The 20,286-nt window shown below is 40.6% G+C and carries 23 protein-coding genes; 22 read left to right on the top strand and 1 reads right to left on the bottom strand.

Annotated elements, in window-relative coordinates:
• Positions 1 to 48: 48 nt before the first annotated feature.
• Positions 49 to 180: a YpzI family protein gene (locus tag ACYH0O_RS15650; protein WP_299738017.1), complete on the bottom strand. Its 132-nt coding sequence runs from the start codon at positions 178 to 180 to the stop codon at positions 49 to 51.
• A 100-nt stretch (positions 181 to 280) separates the two neighbouring features.
• On the opposite strand from ACYH0O_RS15650, the gene ACYH0O_RS15645 reads away from it, so the two are divergent.
• The 22 genes from ACYH0O_RS15645 (at position 281) to aroA (ending at position 20,253) form a co-directional block, all read left to right on the top strand.
• On the top strand, positions 281 to 898 hold the full coding sequence (locus tag ACYH0O_RS15645) for a YphA family membrane protein (RefSeq protein ID WP_482629459.1): 618 nt from the start codon (positions 281 to 283) through the stop codon (positions 896 to 898).
• Positions 895 to 1,791, top strand: coding sequence for a YIEGIA family protein (locus tag ACYH0O_RS15640; protein WP_482629458.1), 897 nt, complete (start codon positions 895 to 897; stop codon positions 1,789 to 1,791). Before ACYH0O_RS15645 ends, ACYH0O_RS15640 begins: the two co-directional genes overlap by 4 nt.
• A complete protein-coding gene (locus tag ACYH0O_RS15635; protein WP_482629457.1) occupies positions 1,788 to 1,979 on the top strand; it encodes a capping complex subunit for YIEGIA in 192 nt (63 codons plus the stop codon). The genes ACYH0O_RS15640 and ACYH0O_RS15635 overlap by 4 nt, the downstream gene beginning before the upstream one ends.
• Positions 1,980 to 2,153: 174 nt before the next feature.
• On the top strand, positions 2,154 to 3,464 hold the full coding sequence (der, locus tag ACYH0O_RS15630) for a ribosome biogenesis GTPase Der (RefSeq protein ID WP_426890677.1): 1,311 nt from the start codon (positions 2,154 to 2,156) through the stop codon (positions 3,462 to 3,464).
• 16 nt (positions 3,465 to 3,480) lie between these two features.
• Entirely contained in the window at positions 3,481 to 4,527 is a 1,047-nt protein-coding gene (locus ACYH0O_RS15625; RefSeq protein ID WP_482629456.1) for an NAD(P)H-dependent glycerol-3-phosphate dehydrogenase, read from the top strand.
• A 385-nt stretch (positions 4,528 to 4,912) separates the two neighbouring features.
• Positions 4,913 to 5,113, top strand: coding sequence for a DUF2768 domain-containing protein (locus ACYH0O_RS15620; RefSeq protein WP_148969471.1), 201 nt, complete (start codon positions 4,913 to 4,915; stop codon positions 5,111 to 5,113).
• Between the two features lie 31 nt (positions 5,114 to 5,144).
• On the top strand, positions 5,145 to 5,855 hold the full coding sequence (locus ACYH0O_RS15615) for a hypothetical protein (RefSeq protein ID WP_482629455.1): 711 nt from the start codon (positions 5,145 to 5,147) through the stop codon (positions 5,853 to 5,855).
• Positions 5,856 to 6,108: 253 nt separating this feature from the next.
• The gene (gene spoIVA / locus ACYH0O_RS15610; protein ID WP_482629454.1) at positions 6,109 to 7,587 is read left to right on the top strand and encodes a stage IV sporulation protein A; all 1,479 of its coding nucleotides are present in this window, start codon (positions 6,109 to 6,111) and stop codon (positions 7,585 to 7,587) included.
• A 629-nt stretch (positions 7,588 to 8,216) separates the two neighbouring features.
• Positions 8,217 to 8,489, top strand: coding sequence for an HU family DNA-binding protein (locus tag ACYH0O_RS15605; protein ID WP_034758336.1), 273 nt, complete (start codon positions 8,217 to 8,219; stop codon positions 8,487 to 8,489).
• 229 nt (positions 8,490 to 8,718) lie between these two features.
• Positions 8,719 to 9,285: a GTP cyclohydrolase I FolE gene (folE, locus tag ACYH0O_RS15600; RefSeq protein WP_149156934.1), complete on the top strand. Its 567-nt coding sequence runs from the start codon at positions 8,719 to 8,721 to the stop codon at positions 9,283 to 9,285.
• Between the two features lie 13 nt (positions 9,286 to 9,298).
• Positions 9,299 to 9,520 carry a trp RNA-binding attenuation protein MtrB gene (mtrB, locus tag ACYH0O_RS15595; RefSeq protein WP_034758340.1) on the top strand — a complete coding sequence of 74 codons (222 nt, stop codon included), beginning with the start codon at positions 9,299 to 9,301 and terminating at the stop codon, positions 9,518 to 9,520.
• Positions 9,521 to 9,716: 196 nt separating this feature from the next.
• Positions 9,717 to 10,550, top strand: a complete 834-nt coding sequence (locus ACYH0O_RS15590; RefSeq protein ID WP_482629453.1) for a heptaprenyl diphosphate synthase component 1 — start codon at positions 9,717 to 9,719, stop codon at positions 10,548 to 10,550.
• A gap of 6 nt (positions 10,551 to 10,556) precedes the next feature.
• Complete coding sequence (locus ACYH0O_RS15585; RefSeq protein ID WP_482629452.1) at positions 10,557 to 11,258, top strand: demethylmenaquinone methyltransferase; 702 nt, start codon at positions 10,557 to 10,559, stop codon at positions 11,256 to 11,258.
• Positions 11,259 to 11,285: 27 nt separating this feature from the next.
• Positions 11,286 to 12,248, top strand: a complete 963-nt coding sequence (hepT, locus tag ACYH0O_RS15580; RefSeq protein WP_482629451.1) for a heptaprenyl diphosphate synthase component II — start codon at positions 11,286 to 11,288, stop codon at positions 12,246 to 12,248.
• Between the two features lie 102 nt (positions 12,249 to 12,350).
• Positions 12,351 to 12,797, top strand: a complete 447-nt coding sequence (gene ndk / locus ACYH0O_RS15575) for a nucleoside-diphosphate kinase (RefSeq protein ID WP_098440015.1) — start codon at positions 12,351 to 12,353, stop codon at positions 12,795 to 12,797.
• Positions 12,798 to 12,945: 148 nt separating this feature from the next.
• The gene (locus ACYH0O_RS15570; RefSeq protein ID WP_482629450.1) at positions 12,946 to 13,719 is read left to right on the top strand and encodes a CheR family methyltransferase; all 774 of its coding nucleotides are present in this window, start codon (positions 12,946 to 12,948) and stop codon (positions 13,717 to 13,719) included.
• Positions 13,720 to 13,931: 212 nt separating this feature from the next.
• Positions 13,932 to 15,104, top strand: a complete 1,173-nt coding sequence (gene aroC / locus ACYH0O_RS15565) for a chorismate synthase (protein ID WP_482629449.1) — start codon at positions 13,932 to 13,934, stop codon at positions 15,102 to 15,104.
• A 3-nt stretch (positions 15,105 to 15,107) separates the two neighbouring features.
• Positions 15,108 to 16,193, top strand: coding sequence for a 3-dehydroquinate synthase (gene aroB / locus ACYH0O_RS15560; RefSeq protein ID WP_482629448.1), 1,086 nt, complete (start codon positions 15,108 to 15,110; stop codon positions 16,191 to 16,193).
• A gap of 70 nt (positions 16,194 to 16,263) precedes the next feature.
• A complete protein-coding gene (gene aroH, locus ACYH0O_RS15555; protein WP_482629447.1) occupies positions 16,264 to 16,653 on the top strand; it encodes a chorismate mutase in 390 nt (129 codons plus the stop codon).
• A gap of 13 nt (positions 16,654 to 16,666) precedes the next feature.
• A complete protein-coding gene (hisC, locus tag ACYH0O_RS15550) occupies positions 16,667 to 17,767 on the top strand; it encodes a histidinol-phosphate transaminase (protein ID WP_482629446.1) in 1,101 nt (366 codons plus the stop codon).
• Positions 17,768 to 17,844: 77 nt separating this feature from the next.
• A complete protein-coding gene (locus ACYH0O_RS15545) occupies positions 17,845 to 18,948 on the top strand; it encodes a prephenate dehydrogenase (protein WP_482629445.1) in 1,104 nt (367 codons plus the stop codon).
• Positions 18,949 to 18,960: 12 nt separating this feature from the next.
• Positions 18,961 to 20,253: a 3-phosphoshikimate 1-carboxyvinyltransferase gene (aroA, locus tag ACYH0O_RS15540; RefSeq protein ID WP_482629444.1), complete on the top strand. Its 1,293-nt coding sequence runs from the start codon at positions 18,961 to 18,963 to the stop codon at positions 20,251 to 20,253.
• The last annotated feature ends 33 nt before the right edge of the window (positions 20,254 to 20,286 follow it).

The following is a 20,286-nucleotide window of genomic DNA, read 5'->3' as shown; positions in this document are numbered from 1 at the left end:
CTCGTCTTATGCTTGTCGCCCCAGGGCGAGCCCCCTCCGCTTTTCTTGTTACCTCTGCCCCTTTTTGGCTTCTTCCGGTCCTTGCAGGCTTGTTGCTCCGTTGTAGTGCAGACCCTGGTCTCTGTCTGATTCGACTCGTTTGCTTTGTTTTAGTTTCTTTTCTTGACGATCTTTACCCATCATAAACACCTCCCTTTCTTATTTTTTCTTTGAAAAAATGATTCATACATGAATGAGATACATAAAGATTTTCCATAATGTAGATAATAGGAGGGAGTGAGTGATTGTGGATGGGATTCTGTATTTATGGCTGATTTGGGGAATTTGGATTTTTACGACGTTTTTGATGAATAAGGCACACCCATATCGTTTCCGTTATTCCTTCATTTGTTTATTGTTATTATGCGTGTTTCCATATGGTTTGAACATAGATTCTGTGGAGGTTGCGGTACCCGTTGTTGTTTTAGGACTTATTTGTATACATTACATAAGATTTTTTAGTTTGAAAGAAAAATTATATATGCTTGTAGTCATTCTGGCGATGGGGATGCTTTATGCGGGCATTGGTTTAGTTGCTATTTATGATCCTGTTCTTATGTTCATTAATCGAAACCTTATAATGGCTCTATCGCTTGCTTTCCTGAGTATTCTCTTCTATAGCTCGTCTTCATATATGTTCAGGATGATCGCTATTGCCGGTAGTAGTATAGTTGGTGAAGTCTTTATGTGCATCCCATTAAAGAATGTAGGATTTTTATATCCCATCGGTGGACCTGTTTACCTCGATGTCCTTGCTATTTCCACTGGAATTCTCATAGCGATTAAGCTGTTTGAAGAAATAAATCAGTTATTCAACATCAAAGTACAAACAAACAAAGGGGAAATGAAGAATCTATGAATGAGTATGTGTATCCGGTCATCTTCGGAGTAGTAGTTGGGACATTAACAAGAATCTATATGCTGCGTACAGACTATCGCCAATATCCCACTTATTTGCATGGGAAGATTATACATATTGCCCTTGGATTTATTGCTGCTGGCTTAGGTACTATTGCGATTCCTGCTTTACTAGAGGAGAACTTCACGGCGATTACTTTCTTGACCGTTGCTGCTTCTCAATTTCGGGATGTGAGGAATATGGAGAGGAACACGTTGACAGAGTTAGATGCATATGAACTTGTTCCTAGAGGGGCTACATACATCGAGGGGATTGCCGTAGCCTTTGAAAGCCGTAATTATTTGGTTATTTTCACTTCTCTCTTAGCTACTTTAGCTTATATTGTCTTTAACTTCTATGTAGCGCTGCTGATCAGTGCGATATGTATGGTGGTTGCTCATAAACTAATGGCTGGAGGCAGATTGAAGGATATCGTAAACATTCAATATGTGAAGCCTCATTTTGATGGGGCAGGACTTTACGTTGATAATATCTACATTATGAATATCGGATTAAAGGTAAGACAAGAAGAAATTTTAAAGTATGGAATGGGGTTTGTACTTTCTCCCAAATCATTCGATGCCAGATCAACGGTAGCGAACCTTGGTCAAAGGCAAGCCATTCTTCATGACATGTCTACTTCGTTGGGGATATTTAAAGATTCAGGAACTCCTGCTTTAACGCCACTGGCCAAGAGGGATTTAGACGATGGTCGAATAGGTGTATTCGTCCTCCCACAACGAAAGGATGTAGAGAAAGCCATTGCCATTCTTGGACAGGTGCCGACATTGGAAAATGCGATAAGAATGCCGTCAGAATCGAAAGCGAATCAGGAGGGTGGTAAATTAGAATGAGTACAACGATCCAAAAGTTTATTCTCGCAACGGTTACGACATCACCTGAAAAAGTTCCAAGTGGAACAAGCGTCTTTTATTGTAAAACAGATGATGAATTGCAAAAGATCTGTGCGAATTTAGAGGCGATTCTTGATGGCATTGCCCATGAACTGGATGAAGGACTATTTATCATTGTAAAACATTGATTGCTAGTTTATTCTTTTATTGATAAAATAGTTAAGTTAGGGGGGACTGTCCCATAAGGAAACATTACCTTAAGGGCCAGTCCTTCTTATGCATAACTCCGTTTGATGATTGAAAAGGTATAAAAAGAGGAAATGTAAGAATAGGACAACCTTCTTACAGAAAGGGTGAATAACGTGACAAAACCAGTAGTAGCAATCGTAGGGCGTCCAAACGTTGGGAAGTCCACGATCTTTAATAGAATTGTTGGTGAAAGAATTTCCATTGTTGAAGATGTGCCTGGTGTAACAAGAGACCGTATATATAGTTCTGCTGAGTGGCTGACTCATGAATTTAACATTATAGATACAGGTGGGATTGAACTAGGGAATGAACCATTCCTTGATCAAATCAGGCAGCAGGCTGAAATTGCCATTGATGAAGCAGATGTGATTGTCTTTTTGACGAATGGCCGTGAAGGTGTGACTGCTGCAGATGAAATTGTAGCCAAAATCCTTTATCGCTCTAAGAAACCGGTCGTACTGGGGATTAATAAAATTGATAACCCCGAAATGAGGGAAATGATTTATGATTTTTATTCCCTTGGATTTGGAGAGCCATATCCAATTTCAGGTTCTCATGGACTTGGGCTAGGAGACCTTCTTGATGAGGTTGTGAAAAACTTCAAACAAGAAGAAGAAGAGGACTATGCAGAAGATGTGATCAAATTTTCATTAATTGGTCGACCAAATGTTGGGAAATCTTCTCTGGTTAACGCCTTATTAGGTGAAGAGCGTGTAATTGTGAGTAATGTTGCAGGAACGACGCGGGATGCCATTGATTCCTCCTACACGTATGATGGACAGGATTATGTCATCATTGATACTGCAGGCATGCGGAAAAAAGGTAAAGTGTATGAAACCACTGAAAAATACAGTGTGTTAAGAGCCCTTAGAGCAATTGAACGTTCCGATGTCGTCTTATCTGTCATTGATGGAGAAGAAGGGATTATCGAGCAAGATAAAAAAATTGCAGGGTATGCTCATGATGCAGGTCGAGCAATCGTGATCGTCGTGAACAAATGGGACGCCGTTGATAAAGACGAGAAAACCATGAACAAATGGGAAAAGAATATCCGCGAACATTTTCAATTCCTTGATTATGCTCCAATCGTTTTTCTATCTGCCAAAACAAAGAAGCGCATTCATACATTACTGCCAATCATCAATATGGCAAGTGAAAATCATGCACTACGAGTACAATCAAGCGTGTTGAATGAAGTGGTAATGGATGCAGTAGCAATGAATCCAACTCCGACCGATAATGGTAAGCGACTCAGAATCTACTACGCTACGCAAGTGGCTGTGAAGCCACCAACATTCGTGGTATTTGTGAATGATCCTGAATTAATGCACTTCTCATACGAACGATTCTTGGAAAACAGAATACGTGATGCATTTGGATTTGAAGGAACTCCTATTCGTATTATTGCTCGCGCAAGAAAATAATAAGGTGGGTGTAAAAATGAAAAATTCAAAGAAACTAACGGTTATTGGCGCAGGGAGCTGGGGGACGGCACTTGCGATGGTCCTGGCTGATAATGGACTGGAAGTAAGATTATGGGGACACAAAAAAGAACAGATTGAAGAAATTAATACTCAACATACCAACGAAAAGTATCTGAAAGAAGTCAAACTCCCGGAATCCATCAAGGGTTATCATGATCTTAATGAGTCTTTAGATGGCGTTGATTCGATCATTCTGGCTGTACCGACGAAAGCTATTCGCGGAGTATTGGGTCAAATTCAAGAGGTTCAAAGTGCACCATTAACCGTTGTTCATGTGAGTAAAGGGATTGAACCTGATTCACTTCTAAGAATCTCAGAAATGATTGAAGATGAAATGGATCCTGATAACTTACATACAGTGGTGGTATTGTCTGGACCAAGTCACGCTGAAGAAGTGAGTTTAAGGCACCCAACGACTGTGACCGTTTCCTCTAAGGATATGAAGGCTGCTGAAGAGATTCAGGACTTATTCATGAACATGAATTTCCGTGTATATACGAATCCCGATATGCTGGGGGTTGAAATCGGTGGGGCCTTAAAGAATATCATAGCCCTTGCAGCCGGAATTACAGACGGATTGGGTTATGGAGATAATGCAAAAGCCGCACTTATAACGAGGGGACTTGCAGAAATAGCCCGTTTGGGAACCAAGATGGGAGCAAACCCATTAACATTTTCAGGTTTAACAGGCATCGGTGATCTGATCGTTACATGTACAAGTGTTCATTCAAGAAACTGGAGAGCGGGTAACATGCTTGGTAAGGGTCATAACCTTGATGAGGTCCTGAACAACATGGGGATGGTAGTTGAGGGCGTACGCACAACGAAAGCTGCTCATCAGTTAGCAGAAAAGTATGAAGTGAATATGCCCATTACCAACGCCTTGTACGATGTGCTATTCAATAAAGTAGAAGCGAAAGAAGCGGTAGACCACTTAATGGGACGTGTAAAGACAAACGAGATGGAAGACCTCGTGAACATTCTCGGAGAGCGATTAAATTAAGTTGATTCTTTTTCGATAGAATGCATGTTAACCTTCACTAATGAAGATTTATTGAGGAGTAGATCATTCTTTCGAAACAATGAATTAATCTTGGAATAATAGGCATTCGAGGATGCGAACCACGGCCCTGTTGCATACACTGTCATGAATATATACAGCTTTGCCTATGGATGGGTAGGTCTCGCTTTGTTTAGAGCAGCTCAAGTATTTTGACATCAGTTAAATGATGCTAAATACTTGGGAAGCTCTTTTTTTTGATAATCTCTGCCCCGGGAAGTCCGCATAGGTACATCTTGAGGTTTGTAACAGATTATTGAACAACCATTCTTTTCTAGTCCTTTGTAAAAATCTTATGATATAATACATTCGATAACAGGAGGGATGTATGTTGGATTCAATGATGAAGATGTGGATTTCGTTTGCATCTATGGGATTCATGTTTTTTGCCATATTAACGATCTATTTTAGCAGATATAAGATCAAGCAGAAATTCTTGCGTTTTATTACAGCATTCATGGCATATATAATGATGATTGCCGGTGGACTTATGATGATCTATATTGTATTTAGTGGACCGACCAATTAGGTTGCAGTCCGATTGAAAGGACGTTTTTAGATTGAAACGCTTAGGTTTAATTGCATTTCTTCTTATTTTAACTATGAGTATTCTTTCTGGATGTATGTACCCTGAGGAAAAGCTTAGTCAGAATCAGATCCCTTATGAAACGCAGGTGAAGGCTGTACAAGATGCGGTCGTAACCTATCAGAAGGACAATAATGGGTTGCTTCCAATTAAGACCCGAGACCAGGATACACCCATTTATCAGAAGTATCCAATTGATTTCAGAAAGCTTTCACCTCAGTACTTAGCAGAGATTCCAGGGAATGCTTTTGAAAACGGTGGGATTTTTCAATATGTTTTGACTGACGTGGAGGAAGATCCTAAAGTCAAGATTTTTGATCTCCGGCTGGCGGAACAAATAAGGGAATTGAAAATCAGAATAGAAGCTCAAGGTTACCCGCCATTTAAAGAGGAAGTAGCCAATAATGTATATACATTAAATTATAAAGAACTGGGGTATGATGGTGATGTGTATGTAGATAGCCCTTACTCAAACAAGAACCTTCCCCTTGTCATTAATGGTGACGGTGACATATTTGTAGATTACTCAATGGACTTATTTGAACAGATCAAATCGACTGATAAAAAACTGGGGCCAGGTGTAGATATCCGGAATTTACTTGTCGAGGACACTTTTTTTGTTCCAGCTTATTCTTTACCTTATACGGTAGATGAAAATAACGATCCTGTCTTTATGACAAAATAGGCATAACCCTTTTCTTGCAAAATATATTGTAAGGGAAGGGTTATTATTTTTATGTCATCCTTTATAGGGTAATTTCATCAAAACTAATGATCATAAATGCTAAAGACATAATAAATTTTTATACTTTTAATCATAAGGGGGGAAAAAAAGCATATTAATAGTCATAAGTCATTGGGACAACATCATAAATATAGAATGTGAGACAGAATACACGGATGAAACATCCCTGGAATATAAGATGGGAGGGAATCTCTTGGAAAGAGTCGATCTATTTAAGGACATTGCCGAAAGAACAGGCGGAGATATCTATTTAGGTGTGGTAGGAGCAGTTAGAACAGGAAAATCAACATTCATCAAGAAGTTCATGGAACTTGTAGTCCTTCCTAACATAGCCAGTGAATCAGAACGTGCAAGAGCGCAGGATGAATTACCCCAAAGTGCAGCAGGCAGGACCATCATGACGACAGAACCGAAGTTTGTTCCTAATCAATCCATTTCCGTTCACGTGGATGAAGGGCTGGAAGTGAATGTGAGATTGGTAGATTGTGTGGGATATACGGTCCCGGGTGCTAAAGGATACGAGGATGAGAATGGACCTAGAATGATCAACACCCCATGGTATGAAGAGCCTATTCCATTCCATGAAGCGGCCGAAATCGGTACGCGTAAAGTCATCCAGGAACATTCTACGATCGGAGTTGTGGTGACAACCGACGGTTCCATCGGGGAAATTGGCAGAGGCGATTACATCCAAGCGGAAGAGAGGGTCATTGAGGAACTGAAGGAAGTAGGTAAACCATTTATCATGGTCATCAACTCGGCGAGACCACATGCTCCTGAGACAGAAGACCTGCGAGTGAAACTTCAAGATAAGTATGACATCCCAGTTCTCGCCATGAGTGTAGAGAGCATGAGAGATTCAGACGTCCTCAACGTGTTAAGAGAAGCACTATTTGAATTCCCGGTACTTGAAGTGAATGTAAATCTTCCAAGTTGGGTAATGGTTCTGAAAGAAGAGCACTGGCTTAGACAGAACTATCAGGAAGCCGTGAAAGAGACTGTTAAGGATATAAAACGACTGCGGGATGTGGACCGTGTTGTTCATTACTTCAGTGAATTTGATCATATCGAACGGGCAGGTCTTGCCGGCATTGATATGGGGCAGGGGATTGCAGAAATTGACCTGTACGCCCCTGACGAACTGTATGATGAAGTACTGAAGGAGATTGTAGGAGTGGAAATTCGCGGGAAAGATCATCTGTTGGAATTAATGCAGGACTTCGCTCATGCAAAAGCGGAATACGACCAGGTTTCAGATGCATTGAGAATGGTGAAGCAGACGGGATATGGCATCGCAGCGCCTTCGTTAAATGATATGAGTCTGGATGAACCGGAAATCATCAGACAGGGTTCCAGATTCGGAGTCAGTTTGAAGGCAGTAGCACCATCCATCCACATGATCAAAGTGGATGTACAGTCCAAGTTCGAACCAATTATCGGGACAGAAAAACAGAGCGAAGAACTAGTGCGCTATTTAATGCAGGATTTCGAAGATGACCCGCTCTCCATCTGGAATTCCGATATCTTCGGCAGAAGCTTAAGTTCCATTGTAAGAGAGGGAATCCAAGCGAAACTTTCCTTAATGCCTGAGAATGCAAGATATAAACTCAAAGATACGCTCGAAAGAATCATCAACGAGGGATCAGGTGGATTGATCGCCATCATTTTATAAATGTCTTTGGACCTTCTTAGGAGGGTCTTTTTTATTTTTGCTTCTTTGAAATCTTTTATATTTATCTTATAGCTCTGAATTTTTTTATGATCCCGATTTTTTATTACTGTTTTTCACATTGTATATTTATAAATTTACAGCTGGGACGAAAAGACGTTAATACGCATATGGAAGCGCTCAAACCTTGATATATATAAGTTTATACAATGAGAATATCAGGGTGATGTAACCTGATGGATATTCATCCCAGATGAAAATAGGGGAGTCGATGTTTAAGGGATTACAAGGTTGGGAAGTAAGATAGAGTACCTAAAGAGGAGAGGGTTTTAGTTGCAGTCATCTAAAAGAAGTGATAGGTTGAATAGACGGCAAGAATAAAGGGATATGAAGGGATTCTATTACATTTGTGTTTCAAATAAGAAAAGATTCCCATTATTTCTTGATTTGTTCTTGCTAAGGTTAATCTATTGTGATAATCTTTTAACAGAATTGTTGTTGAATATTGATTCAGCAACGTTTTTAAGCGTTTTTTCTACACTTTATGTATAGAATTCGCTAAACTTGTTTACTAATGATATTAAAGTAAATGAATCATGACTGAGACATTTCCTTGGGAGGAGGTGAATGGCATGAACAAGACAGAACTAATCAATGCTGTTGCAGAAGCTGCTGAGCTATCTAAGAAGGACGCTACAAAAGCGGTTGACGCTGTTTTCGATACAATTCAAAACTCACTTGCAAACGGTGATAAAGTACAATTAATCGGATTCGGTAACTTCGAAGTACGTGAGCGTGCAGCCCGTAAAGGTCGCAACCCACAAACAGGTGAAGAGATCGAAATCTCAGCTAGCAAAGTACCTGCTTTCAAACCAGGTAAAGCGCTTAAAGAAGCTGTAAAATAATTACATACTTTGAGCGTAAAGAAAAGGTCGCATATTTATGCGGCCTTTTTTGCTATCCAATTATAGTATGTTTATTTCTCCTGAAAAATATGTAAGGAGTTTTATTCCTTTAAAGGAAGTTTTATATTATTATAAAACTTCTAAAGCACTAGTCTTTGATGACATTATAGGCTTGTGCTAATATTAACAATGTTACTATTTCTTTAAGTTATCTTAGGAGGACAACATAATGGCACAAGTCAATCAAGGCCAAATAGAAGAAGCAGTTCGATTAATTTTAGAAGCTATTGGAGAGAATCCTAATAGAGAAGGTTTATTGGATACACCAAAACGTGTGGCGAAGATGTATGCAGAAGTATTTTCGGGAATCGGTCACGATCCGAAAGAATACTTTGAAACAATATTCAGTGAAGAGCATGAAGAATTGGTGCTTGTGAAGGATATTCCTTTTTATTCGATGTGTGAACACCACTTGGTACCTTTCTATGGAAAAGCTCATGTAGCATATATTCCTAGAAACGGAAGAGTGGCTGGACTCAGTAAACTGGCAAGGGCAGTAGAATCTGTTGCTAAACGGCCTCAGTTACAAGAAAGAATCACTTCGACAGTGGCCGATACGATCATGGAAACCCTTGAGCCTTATGGTGCAATGGTAGTGGTTGAAGCTGAGCATATGTGCATGACAATGAGAGGTGTAAAGAAGCCTGGTTCAAGTACAGTGACAACTGCAGTAAGGGGCTCGTTTAAAGAAGACTCTCAAGCACGAAGCGAAGTTCTTTCTTTTATAAAGAATTAGGAGTGAGCCAAGGATGAATTCAAATGATTATATTGTGATTAAGGCGATTGAAGATGGTGTGAATGTGATCGGGCTGACAAGAGGGACAGATACCCGATTTCATCATTCAGAAAAGCTTGATAAAGGTGAAGTCATGATTGCTCAGTTTACTGACCATACCTCTGCGATTAAGGTTAGAGGAAAAGCAACAATCGTTACAAGCTACGGTGAAGTCGAAAGTGATAACAAGAAATAATACTCTGAGCATTTACGTTCCAGAGAAGATACAGGTGGGACTGACTATGAAGAGTTGAACTTCGTAGTCGTCCCCTTTGTTATACTAAAGCTAAATAAGGGGCAATACTGATTCCCTATTGTTGAGGATTTTATGGTATAATATCTATTGCTGAAATTTTTAGACCGACACATAGTAGAAATGGGGATTATAGGGTATGAAATTCATTGATTGTAACCATCAAGCGAATATCATTCATCAATACATAGAAGAGCAGTTGCATCACTCTTACTTAAAGGAATATATCGATCAGCCTTACATAGATCGGGATCGGATTTATTTCCTGCTCCTTCCTTTTGTCAATGAGGGACAGACCTTGAATAAAGAAGTTGTACAGTGGATTTCGACTGCCATGTTATTGCAGATAGCCCTTGATACCCATGAAAAGGTTACAATCTCTGAGCTAGATCCATTGAAAGAGAGGCAGCTTACGGTACTTGCGGGAGTGTACTTCAGCAGCCTTTACTATAAAATCCTTGCCGACACAGATGATGTAGACCTTATCGCAGTATTAGCCAAGGCGATTAAAGAAATCAACGAAAGCAAAATTTCCATTTATAAAGAGGAACATCAAAACCTTGATGGGCTGATGTCAAGCTTGAAGACAAGAGAATCAGCGATCGTTTCAAAATTCTTTCGTTTTTTTGAAGATGACAAATGGATCCGGATTGTTGAGCAAGCTCTTTTATACAAGAAGCTCGTTCAAGAGAGAATTTGTATAGAGCACTCACAGAATACGAGCTTTATAAAAGCGTTGTCGACTTTAACGTTCCAATCAGCCAGTGAGACACCATCTTTAAAGCTAACGAAAGAAGAGTCCGGACGTTTGCTTTCAAGGGTGGATAAATTAATTTCCTCAACGAAGAAAACCATTCAAACTCAGTTAGAGAACATAGAACCGGTAACACCGTATTTTAAAAAGCTGATTGTAGAGCTATTACCTTATGCTGAGCCTGAACCTATGACCAAACTATATGCGGAAGAAGGGTAAATCGAAATGCAGCAGTCCAAAGAACAAAAAGTCCACGGAGTATTTGAAAAAATATACTCGAATTATGATAAGATGAATTCGGTAATCAGTTTCCAACAGCATAAAAAGTGGAGAAAAGATACCATGAAGCATATGGACGTGAAGCCAGGCTCAAAGGCGCTGGACGTTTGCTGCGGAACTGCGGATTGGACGTTAGCGATAGGAGAAAAGGTCGGAGAAACGGGCAATGTAGTTGGATTGGATTTCAGCCAGAATATGCTGTCTATTGGTGAAGAGAAAGTGAAAAAATCCCCCTTGAACAACATTGAGCTGATCCATGGAAATGCAATGGAACTGCCTTTTGACGATAATACCTTTGATTATGTCACAATAGGCTTCGGCTTAAGGAATGTTCCTGACTACCTCCACGTCCTAAAAGAAATGAATCGTGTGGTGAAACCAGGAGGGATGGCAGTTTGTCTTGAAACCTCCCACCCGACCATGCTCGGGTTCAAACAGATGTATTACGCATACTTTCGTTTCGTGATGCCTCTGTTCGGAAAGATCTTTGCCAAGAGCTTTAATGAATATTCATGGCTTCAGGAATCAGCTAGAGATTTCCCAGGGATGAAGGAGCTTGCGAAGATGTTTGAAGAAGCAGGCTTTAAAGATATACATGTGAAACCATATAGTGGCGGAGTGGCTGCCATGCATTCAGGCAGAAAGTAAGAAATTCGTAAATTAGGTGGAAAAACTATGAAGCTAAACAGGATGTATTCGTTTTTAAAAGCGGATATTGATGAAATTGAAAAGGAACTGGAAGTTGCGATTGAGTCAGAATCACAACTTTTACAAGAGGCGTCCCTTCACCTACTACAAGCAGGTGGTAAAAGAATCCGACCTGTTTTTGTCTTGCTCTCTGCAAAATTCGGACAATATGATATTAACATTGTGAAAAATGTAGCAGTGGCTTTGGAGTTAATTCATATGGCATCCCTTGTTCACGATGACGTGATCGATGATGCAGAGTTAAGAAGAGGAAAGCCAACGATTAAAGCTCAATGGGACAATCGTATTGCCATGTACACCGGAGATTACATCTTTGCGCGAGCTCTCGAGTATATGACGAATATTAAAGCGCCTGAAGCACATCAAATACTTTCTCACACCATTGTTGAAGTATGTAAGGGTGAAATCGCTCAAATAAAAGATAAATATCGATTTGACCAAAATCTGAGGGATTACCTCCTTAGAATCAAGCGGAAAACAGCCCTGCTAATTGCTGTAAGCTGCCAGATCGGTGCCATTTCCTCCGGGGCTCCTGAAGAAATCCATCGACGCTTATATCGATTTGGCTATAATGTGGGGATGAGCTTTCAAATTACAGATGATATTTTAGATCTAACATCAAGTGAGGAAGAACTCGGTAAGCCTGCCGGCAGTGACTTGTGGCAAGGTAATATTACCCTTCCTATTTTATACGCGATGGAAAACCCTGAACTTAAAACAAAGATTGAAAGAGTGACTGAATATACTTCTCCTAAAGAGATGAGAGAAATCATTTCGTCCATCATAGCTACGGATGCCATAGATCGATCTCATAAGCTTAGTAGAATGTATTTAGACAGAGCGTTGGAAGATCTGGATCATCTCCCATACAACCGTGTGAAGAAAACATTGAAGAATATCGCAAACTTTATTGGCAAGAGAAAATATTAAGAAAATTTAAAATGGAAACGTTGCCAAAAACCCTAATCAGTGTTACTATTTTCGTGGGATGTCCTTAGGACTTCTATACATACATATTTAGGAGTGGGGAAGATGGAAAAGACATTTTTAATGGTAAAACCGGACGGCGTACAAAGAGGTCTGATCGGTGATATCGTATCACGTTTTGAAAAAAAGGGCTTTCAATTAGTAGGGGCAAAGCTAATGAGCATTTCAAATGAACTTGCTGAAGAGCATTACGGTGAGCACAAGGAAAGACCATTCTTTGGAGAGCTTGTTGACTTTATCACTTCGGGCCCTGTATTTGCAATGGTTTGGCAAGGTGAAAACGTCATCACGACAGCTCGTGGAATGATGGGAGCAACAAACCCTAAGGATGCTGCTCTTGGGACAATCCGTGGTGATTTCGGCTTGACAGTCGGAAAGAATATCATCCACGGATCTGACTCTAGTGAAAGCGCTGTTAGAGAAATCGGCTTATTCTTCAAAGAGGAAGAACTGGTAGAATATTCAAAATTGATGAACGAGTGGGTTTATTAATACCTGTTAAACAAATAAGATCTTTTAAGGCAAGTCGTGTTAAGGCGACTTGTCTTTTCTTATGGAATAGGGTTTAACTTTTTTGTATAGCGTTCGATATAATACATATAGTCTTATACCTTTAATGTAGCGAAGTGAGTGGGTCCTTATGTCAAATGATTATCTTGAATTTATTCAAGGGATAAAAAGAAAAACGGGTATTGATCTTTCCCTTTACAAAGAAGCTCAAATGAAACGGAGATTAACGGCACTGTATGAAAAAAAGGGATACGGAAGTTTTCAAGAGTTCTACAATAAGCTGAACCATGACAGCGAAGAAATGGAAGAGTTTCTCGATCGAATGACGATCAATGTATCAGAGTTTTATCGAAACTACAAACGGTGGGAAGTTCTCGAGAATAATATCCTTCCCAGACTTCTGCAGGAAAACAAATCACTTAAAATATGGAGTGCAGCTTGTTCAACTGGGGAAGAGCCGTACACGATCGCCATGATGCTGTCGGAACACATGACTCTTTCAGGACGTACCATCACCGCGACTGATATTGATAAAAATGCCATTCAACGTGCAAGGAATGGTCTCTACCCTGAACGATCGCTGAATGAGGTCCCAACCGTTATGAGAGCCCGATATTTCACTCAGGAAGGTACCTTGTTCAAATTGAATGAAGAGATCAGAAGAAACGTGACTTTCAAGCAGCAGAACCTGCTGTCAGACCCATTTGAGGGGAACTACGACTTGATAGTTTGCAGGAATGTGTTAATTTATTTCACGGAGGAAGCGAAGAACCTATTATATAAAAAATTCAATGCATCACTTAGACCTGGCGGTGTGCTTTTTGTCGGGAGTACCGAACAAATCTTCAACCCATCCCAATACGGATTCGAGACAGAAGACACATTCTTCTATAAAAAAATCTAAAATTTACGATGTCGATCCTACATTTACATGACGGCTGTACGCTTGCTTTAGGGTAACGATACAGTTTAAAAGTCAAATATGTTGGGTTACATCGTTTTTTTCTATGTTCGAGAGGTTTTTAGAAAATTTTTTAAACTTTAGGGCTAGGAAATGATCTGAATTCTATGTTATATTGGTACATAATTCTTTAGCGAGTTGAAGGGGGAAAGTAAATGAGGTACTTAACATCTGGAGAATCACATGGACCACAATTAACGACCATCATTGAAGGGCTGCCTGCAGGAATGCCTTTAGAAGCAGAGGATATCAATGATAACCTGGCAAGAAGGCAAAAAGGCTATGGCCGTGGCCGGAGGATGCAAATCGAGAAAGATCAGGCATCGATCGTTGGAGGAGTGAGACATGGATATACTTTGGGATCTCCTTTAGGACTGGTTGTGGAGAATAAAGACTGGACTCACTGGACAAAAGTGATGGGCATCGAACCTCTGGGGCCTGGAGAAGAAGAAGAGGTAAAGAGAAAGATTTCAAGACCAAGACCAGGTCATGCAGACCTTGTCGGTGGTATGAAATATGGTCATAGGGATCTGAGGAATGTATTGGAAAGGTCATCAGCGAGAGAAACCACTGTAAGAGTGGCTGCAGGTGCCGTTGCGAAGAAGTTATTAAAGTTGTTAGGAATCGAAGTTGTCGGGCATGTTCTTGAAATTGGTGGAATTAAAGCAGAGAACCTACACTATGATTCTATAAATGATCTAAGAGATATTACTGAAGATTCTCCGGTCCGATGCCTGGATAAAGAAGCTGCACAGAAAATGATGGACTTAATAGATGAAGCGAAGAAAAATGGAGATTCCATTGGTGGTGTAGTTGAAGTCATCGTTGAAGGGATGCCTTCAGGCGTTGGGAGCTATGTCCATTATGACCGTAAGCTTGATGCGAAGGTTGCCATGGCCGTCATGAGTATAAATGCATTTAAAGGGGTCGAATTCGGCTTAGGGTTTGAAATGGCGCGGAAACCGGGTAGTGAAGTTCACGATGAAATTGCCTGGAGTGAAGAACTGGGATACTACCGTAAAACGAATCGTTTAGGCGGCTTTGAAGGCGGTATGACGACAGGAATGCCCATTCGGGTTAAAGGGGTAATGAAGCCTATTCCCACCCTGTATAAACCATTACAAAGCGTGGATATTGAAACAAAGGAACCATTTAAAGCAAGTATCGAGAGATCCGATAGCTGTGCGGTACCGGCTGCAAGCGTAGTGGCAGAGGCCGTAGTGGCATGGGAACTTGCTTCTGCTATCGTGGAACAATTTCATAGTGATCAATTCGATAAGCTCCATGAAGATATCAATAGACAACGTCAAGAGTCCAAGGAGTATTAATGAATGAAACAGATAACCATTCAAACTACTTCCAAAACGTATGATGTAAAAATTGGAGTGGATATGACGAATGAAATTGTTTCTTTTATAAAAAAGACCTTTCCGCAAGTATCTAAATTGTGGATCATCGCGGATAAAGAGGTCTTCAACCTTCATGGAACAGCTTTTACAGAGATTTTAAGTCGATCATATGACGTAACGACTTATCTGGCTCCTAAAGGAGAACACGCCAAAAGTTTCGCTGTATATGAAGATGCCATCACCCACGGTCTTGCAAATCATGTCGATCGCAGTGCCATGGTGATAGCATTCGGAGGCGGAGCCATCGGCGATCTTGCAGGTTTCGTCGCTTCCACCTATATGAGGGGGATCCCCTTCATTGGTGTCCCTACTACGATACTCGCTCATGATAGTGCTGTTGGAGGGAAGGTAGCGATTAACCACCCCCTTGGCAAAAATATGGTAGGGCAATTTTATCAGCCTGAAGGTGTGTTTTTTGATTTAGATTATATGACTACTTTACCGAAAACGGAAGTACTATCCGGATTCTCAGAAGTGATCAAGCACGCCTTTTTATCCGATCGAGCTTTTTTACAGGAGTTGATGGATAATTTTCATTCCCCGGAACAGTTGGATCATGAATTTCTAACGGATTGTCTGATGAAAGGGATCCGTGTTAAAGGAAATATTGTTTCGAAGGACGAGAGAGAATCGAATATCCGAGCGTTTTTAAATTTTGGGCATACGTATGGCCATGCTGTTGAAAGTGCCAGTGGATACGGAAATCGAACGCATGGTGAATCGGTGATGATCGGGATGATTTTTGCTCTGCATCTTAGTGAACAATACTGCGAACTTACATTTGATTTACAAGGATTTATAGATTGGGTCGCTTCACTTGGGTACAATCTGAACATTCCATCTCATATCACTTTTGACAATTTATATGAAGGAATGAAACTTGATAAGAAATCCCAGCATGGAAATCCTGTTTTTGTGTTATTGAAGGATATTGGGAAACCATTGATGGTGAAAGTTTCTGTAGAGGAATTAAGGCGGGCAGATCAATTTATTCGAAAATTTAATTAGAAATCTGGTCTTAATGAATCACGAAAGTAAAAATAGAGCTCATTAGCCGGAGTAAAGGGAGAGTGGAAGAATGATCAGGGGAGTTCGAGGTGCCACTACAACGGATTGTGACAATGAAAAGGATGTTCTCCTTTCAACTGAAAGTCTCTTAAGGGAAATGATTTTACATAATAATATTATGGCAGAGGATGTTGCATCTGTATTTATTTCTGCCACCAGTGACATCGGGAGTGTATTTCCGGCAAAAGCATTAAGAAGGATTGAAGAGTGGAAATATGTCCCTGTAATGTGTATGCAGGAGTTGGATGTCTCTGATGCATTGCCATATTGTATTAGAGTGATGATTCATTTAAATACATCTACACCTCAGAAAGACATCCAACATATTTATATGAAAAATGCAGTCAGCCTTCGTCCTGACTTGAAAGATACCCCGCCTATTTCGAATGAAAACGATTGAAAGGAAGGTAAGCATGAAGTGGAGATCTCAGATTCAAAATCTTAAGGCATACCAGCCCGGGAAAACGATGGATGATGTGAAAGAACTATTCAATCTCGACAAAGTAGTGAAGCTTGCTTCGAATGAAAATCCATTCGGCTGTTCAAAGAACGTTGAAACCTTTCTCAAGACGAACGCTGTTTCACATGCGATTTATCCCGACGGCTATGCGAAGGAATTGCGAATGAAGGTAGCAGAGCAGCTATCTGTGGACCCTGGACAGTTACTTTTCGGGAATGGATCAGATGAAGTGATACAGATGATTTCAAGAGCATTATTAGATGGTGATAAGAGCACGGTTATGGCTACGCCGACTTTCCCTCAGTATAAGCACAATGCCATTATTGAAGGAGCAGAAATAAGAGAAGTTCCCCTTGACTCAGCTGGCAGACATCAATTAACCAAGATGCTTGCTGAAATTGATGAAACGACCTCAGTCGTTTGGCTTTGTTCACCGAATAATCCAACTGGGGAATATATTCGCAGTGAGGAACTCATCTCCTTCCTCGATGAGGTTCCTGCACATGTATTAGTCGTATTGGATGAAGCCTATTATGAATATGTTGTGGCAGGGGACTACTATAATTCATTGGAATTATTAAAATCACACCCTCAATTATTGATTACACGTACTTTCTCAAAGGCCTACGGTCTTGCCGGCTTTCGAGTAGGTTTCGGAATCGCGAATGAAGAAGTGATAGGAAAATTAGAACCAATCCGAGAACCGTTTAATAATAATGCTTTGGGTCAGGGAGCCGCATCCGCAGCCGTTGGGGACCAGACGTTTATAAGAGAATGCAGGGAGCACAATCGCAAAGGACTGGAGCAGTATTACCAGTTCTGCGAGGAACACGGTCTGCATTATATTCCATCACAAGCAAACTTCGTGTTAATCGATTTCGGTGTAAGCGGTGATGATGTGTTTCAATACTTAATGAGTAAGGGATTCATTGTACGGTCCGGAGAGTCTCTGGGATATCCTCATTCTGTTCGGGTAACGGTAGGCTCACATGAACAAAATGAAGAGGTTATTGAGATAATGAAGGAATTTCTAGTCCTTCAAAATCAAGTATAAAAAGGAATGAATGGTCGGAACGGCTTAGAATTTTGAGCCCTTTCCGACTTTTTTCAAATCAAATGAGGGGGACAATCATGAAAGGCACGGTCTTGGTCATTGGGATGGGATTAATCGGAGGCTCATTAGCACTCTGTATAAAGAGCGAACACCCCGATGCTAAAATCATTGGACATGATATTAATCATAAAGAGTTAAGGTTGGCGAGATCACTGGGAATAATAGATGAAATGTCACTATCTTTACAGTCTGCTGCTGAAAGAGCGGATCTCATCATCATTTCCACACCAGTTTTTCAAACTGAAAAGATTATTGCGCAGTTTCAATCATTCGCTTTAAAGGAAACGGTGATAATTACCGACACGGGGAGCACAAAAGAACACATTATGAAGTGTTCCGAGGAACTGACCGCTAAAGGGATTCAGTTCATTGGTGGGCACCCGATGGCGGGTTCTCATAAAAGCGGTGTTGCAGCAGCTAAAAAAATCTTATTTGAAAATGCCTTCTATATGCTGACTCCAGGTTCTGGTGCTACTGGTAACGAAGTTGAAGTACTTCAAGAATGGCTGAAAGGAACGCATGCTAAATTTTTGATAGTAGAACCCAGGGAGCACGATGAATTAACGGGTACGATCAGTCATTTTCCACATATTGTAGCGGCATCCCTTGTTCATCAAGCGAAAGAATCTTCTGTACAGCACCCTTATTTGCGGAGGCTCGCTGCTGGAGGATTCCGTGATATCACACGGATTGCCTCTTCTAACCCGACGATGTGGAAGGATATCACACTTCAGAACAGAGCGGTTTTGCTTTCACTTCTCAAACAATGGAAAACAGAAATGGATGAAGTCATCACCATTATTGAAGAGAAGGACTCACAGGGAATCTTTGATTACTTCACAGAAGCGAAAACTTTTCGGGATGATCTTCCCATCCTTGAAAAAGGAGCCATCCCTTCGTTCTATGACTTATTTGTTGATGTTCCTGATTATCCAGGGGTGATATCTGAAGTTACTGCATACCTTGCCGGGGAAAACATCAGTTTAACAAACATAAGAATCCTGGAAACGAGAGAAGATATTTACGGAGTATTAGTCATCAGCTTTCAAACACTCGAAGATAGAGAAAGGGCTTTAAACTGCTTAAAACAAAATACGGATTATGAATTATTCTTAGGGTAAAGGGTGATAAGGATGGAAGGAAAAAAGAAATTAACAAATCCCCAAAAAGGTCTTAATGGAGAATTGCATGTTCCCGGGGATAAATCGATCTCACATCGGGCTGTTATGTTTGGTTCAGTTGCGGAAGGGAAAACCGTTATACATAATTTTCTTATGGGAGAGGATTGTTTAAGCACGATCGAATGCTTCCGTAAGTTAGGCGTCGATATCAGAGTAACAGATGAGGAAGTGATTGTTTCAGGTAAAGGCTGGAATCATTTATCAGAACCACAGGACATACTGGATGTAGGTAATTCAGGTACTACTACTCGTCTTATTATGGGGATATTGGCAGGGAGACCTTTTCATTCAATCCTTATTGGAGATGACTCGATTGCTAAACGCCCAATGAAAAGAGTGACAGAACCATTAAAATTGTTCGGGACTAAAATAGACGGTCGTTCAGAAGGCAATTATACCCCTTTATCAATCAGAGGGGGTGGCCTCAAAGGAATTACATACAAGTTGCCTGTAGCGAGTGCACAGGTGAAGTCTGCTCTCTTGTTGGCAGGGCTCCAGGCAGAAGGTACAACTGAAATTCAAGAACCTGAAAAAACAAGAAACCATACTGAAAAAATGATTATCGAATTTGGTGGCCATATCGAAAGGCATGGAGATACTATCAAGGTAAAAGGCGGTCAGGCGTTAAAAGGAACTGAAGTCTATGTCCCCGGGGATATTTCCTCAGCAGCCTTCTTTATGGTAGCCGCTGCAATTGTGCCGAATAGTAGAGTGCTCCTGAAAAATGTCGGTCTTAATGAAACCCGTGTGGGGATTGTTGAAGTGATGAAGAAGATGGGGGCATCCATTGAAATAATGGCGAGTTCAAAAAGTGGAGAGCCGATAGGGGACATCCTGGTTGAATCTTCAGATCTTACGGGAATAGAAATTGGTGGAGAACTGATCCCATCATTAATTGATGAAATACCTGTTATCGCCTTGTTAGCATCCCAGGCAAAGGGAAAGACCTTAATTAAGGATGCAGAAGAGTTAAAGGTTAAGGAAACAAATCGTATCGATGCCATTGTACAAGAGCTTGGCAACCTTGGTGCTGATATTCAAGGAACTGAGGACGGCATGATTATTGAAGGGAAAACGCCATTACATGGCGGTGAGGTCCATTCCTGGGGGGATCATCGGATTGGAATGACTCTGGCTGTAGCTTCTTTAATAACAAATTCTGATGTCTACCTTGAAGGTGCGGATGCTGTGAACATTTCGTACCCAACTTTCTTTGAGCATATAAACAAGCTGTTAAAAAAATAATGTATATGAATTCCTATTGGGAGGTGTTCGGGC

Source organism: Rossellomorea sp. H136, assembly GCF_056838065.1.
Note: the sequence above shows the minus strand (reverse complement) of the source record. Positions and strands in the feature narration are given on the sequence as shown.

Bases quoted from the DNA above. Each gene is read 5' to 3' on its own strand.
- ACYH0O_RS15650 (WP_299738017.1), bottom strand. From the start codon at position 180: ATGGGTAAAGATCGTCAAGAAAAGAAACTAAAACAAAGCAAACGAGTC.
- ACYH0O_RS15640 (WP_482629458.1), top strand. From the start codon at position 895: ATGAATGAGTATGTGTATCCGGTCATCTTCGGAGTAGTAGTTGGGACA.
- ACYH0O_RS15635 (WP_482629457.1), top strand. From the start codon at position 1,788: ATGAGTACAACGATCCAAAAGTTTATTCTCGCAACGGTTACGACATCA.
- ACYH0O_RS15625 (WP_482629456.1), top strand. From the start codon at position 3,481: ATGAAAAATTCAAAGAAACTAACGGTTATTGGCGCAGGGAGCTGGGGG.
- ACYH0O_RS15620 (WP_148969471.1), top strand. From the start codon at position 4,913: ATGTTGGATTCAATGATGAAGATGTGGATTTCGTTTGCATCTATGGGA.
- ACYH0O_RS15605 (WP_034758336.1), top strand. From the start codon at position 8,217: ATGAACAAGACAGAACTAATCAATGCTGTTGCAGAAGCTGCTGAGCTA.
- folE (WP_149156934.1), top strand. From the start codon at position 8,719: ATGGCACAAGTCAATCAAGGCCAAATAGAAGAAGCAGTTCGATTAATT.
- mtrB (WP_034758340.1), top strand. From the start codon at position 9,299: ATGAATTCAAATGATTATATTGTGATTAAGGCGATTGAAGATGGTGTG.
- ACYH0O_RS15590 (WP_482629453.1), top strand. From the start codon at position 9,717: ATGAAATTCATTGATTGTAACCATCAAGCGAATATCATTCATCAATAC.
- ACYH0O_RS15585 (WP_482629452.1), top strand. From the start codon at position 10,557: ATGCAGCAGTCCAAAGAACAAAAAGTCCACGGAGTATTTGAAAAAATA.
- hepT (WP_482629451.1), top strand. From the start codon at position 11,286: ATGAAGCTAAACAGGATGTATTCGTTTTTAAAAGCGGATATTGATGAA.
- ndk (WP_098440015.1), top strand. From the start codon at position 12,351: ATGGAAAAGACATTTTTAATGGTAAAACCGGACGGCGTACAAAGAGGT.
- ACYH0O_RS15570 (WP_482629450.1), top strand. From the start codon at position 12,946: ATGTCAAATGATTATCTTGAATTTATTCAAGGGATAAAAAGAAAAACG.
- aroC (WP_482629449.1), top strand. From the start codon at position 13,932: ATGAGGTACTTAACATCTGGAGAATCACATGGACCACAATTAACGACC.
- aroB (WP_482629448.1), top strand. From the start codon at position 15,108: ATGAAACAGATAACCATTCAAACTACTTCCAAAACGTATGATGTAAAA.
- aroH (WP_482629447.1), top strand. From the start codon at position 16,264: ATGATCAGGGGAGTTCGAGGTGCCACTACAACGGATTGTGACAATGAA.
- hisC (WP_482629446.1), top strand. From the start codon at position 16,667: ATGAAGTGGAGATCTCAGATTCAAAATCTTAAGGCATACCAGCCCGGG.
- ACYH0O_RS15545 (WP_482629445.1), top strand. From the start codon at position 17,845: ATGAAAGGCACGGTCTTGGTCATTGGGATGGGATTAATCGGAGGCTCA.
- aroA (WP_482629444.1), top strand. From the start codon at position 18,961: ATGGAAGGAAAAAAGAAATTAACAAATCCCCAAAAAGGTCTTAATGGA.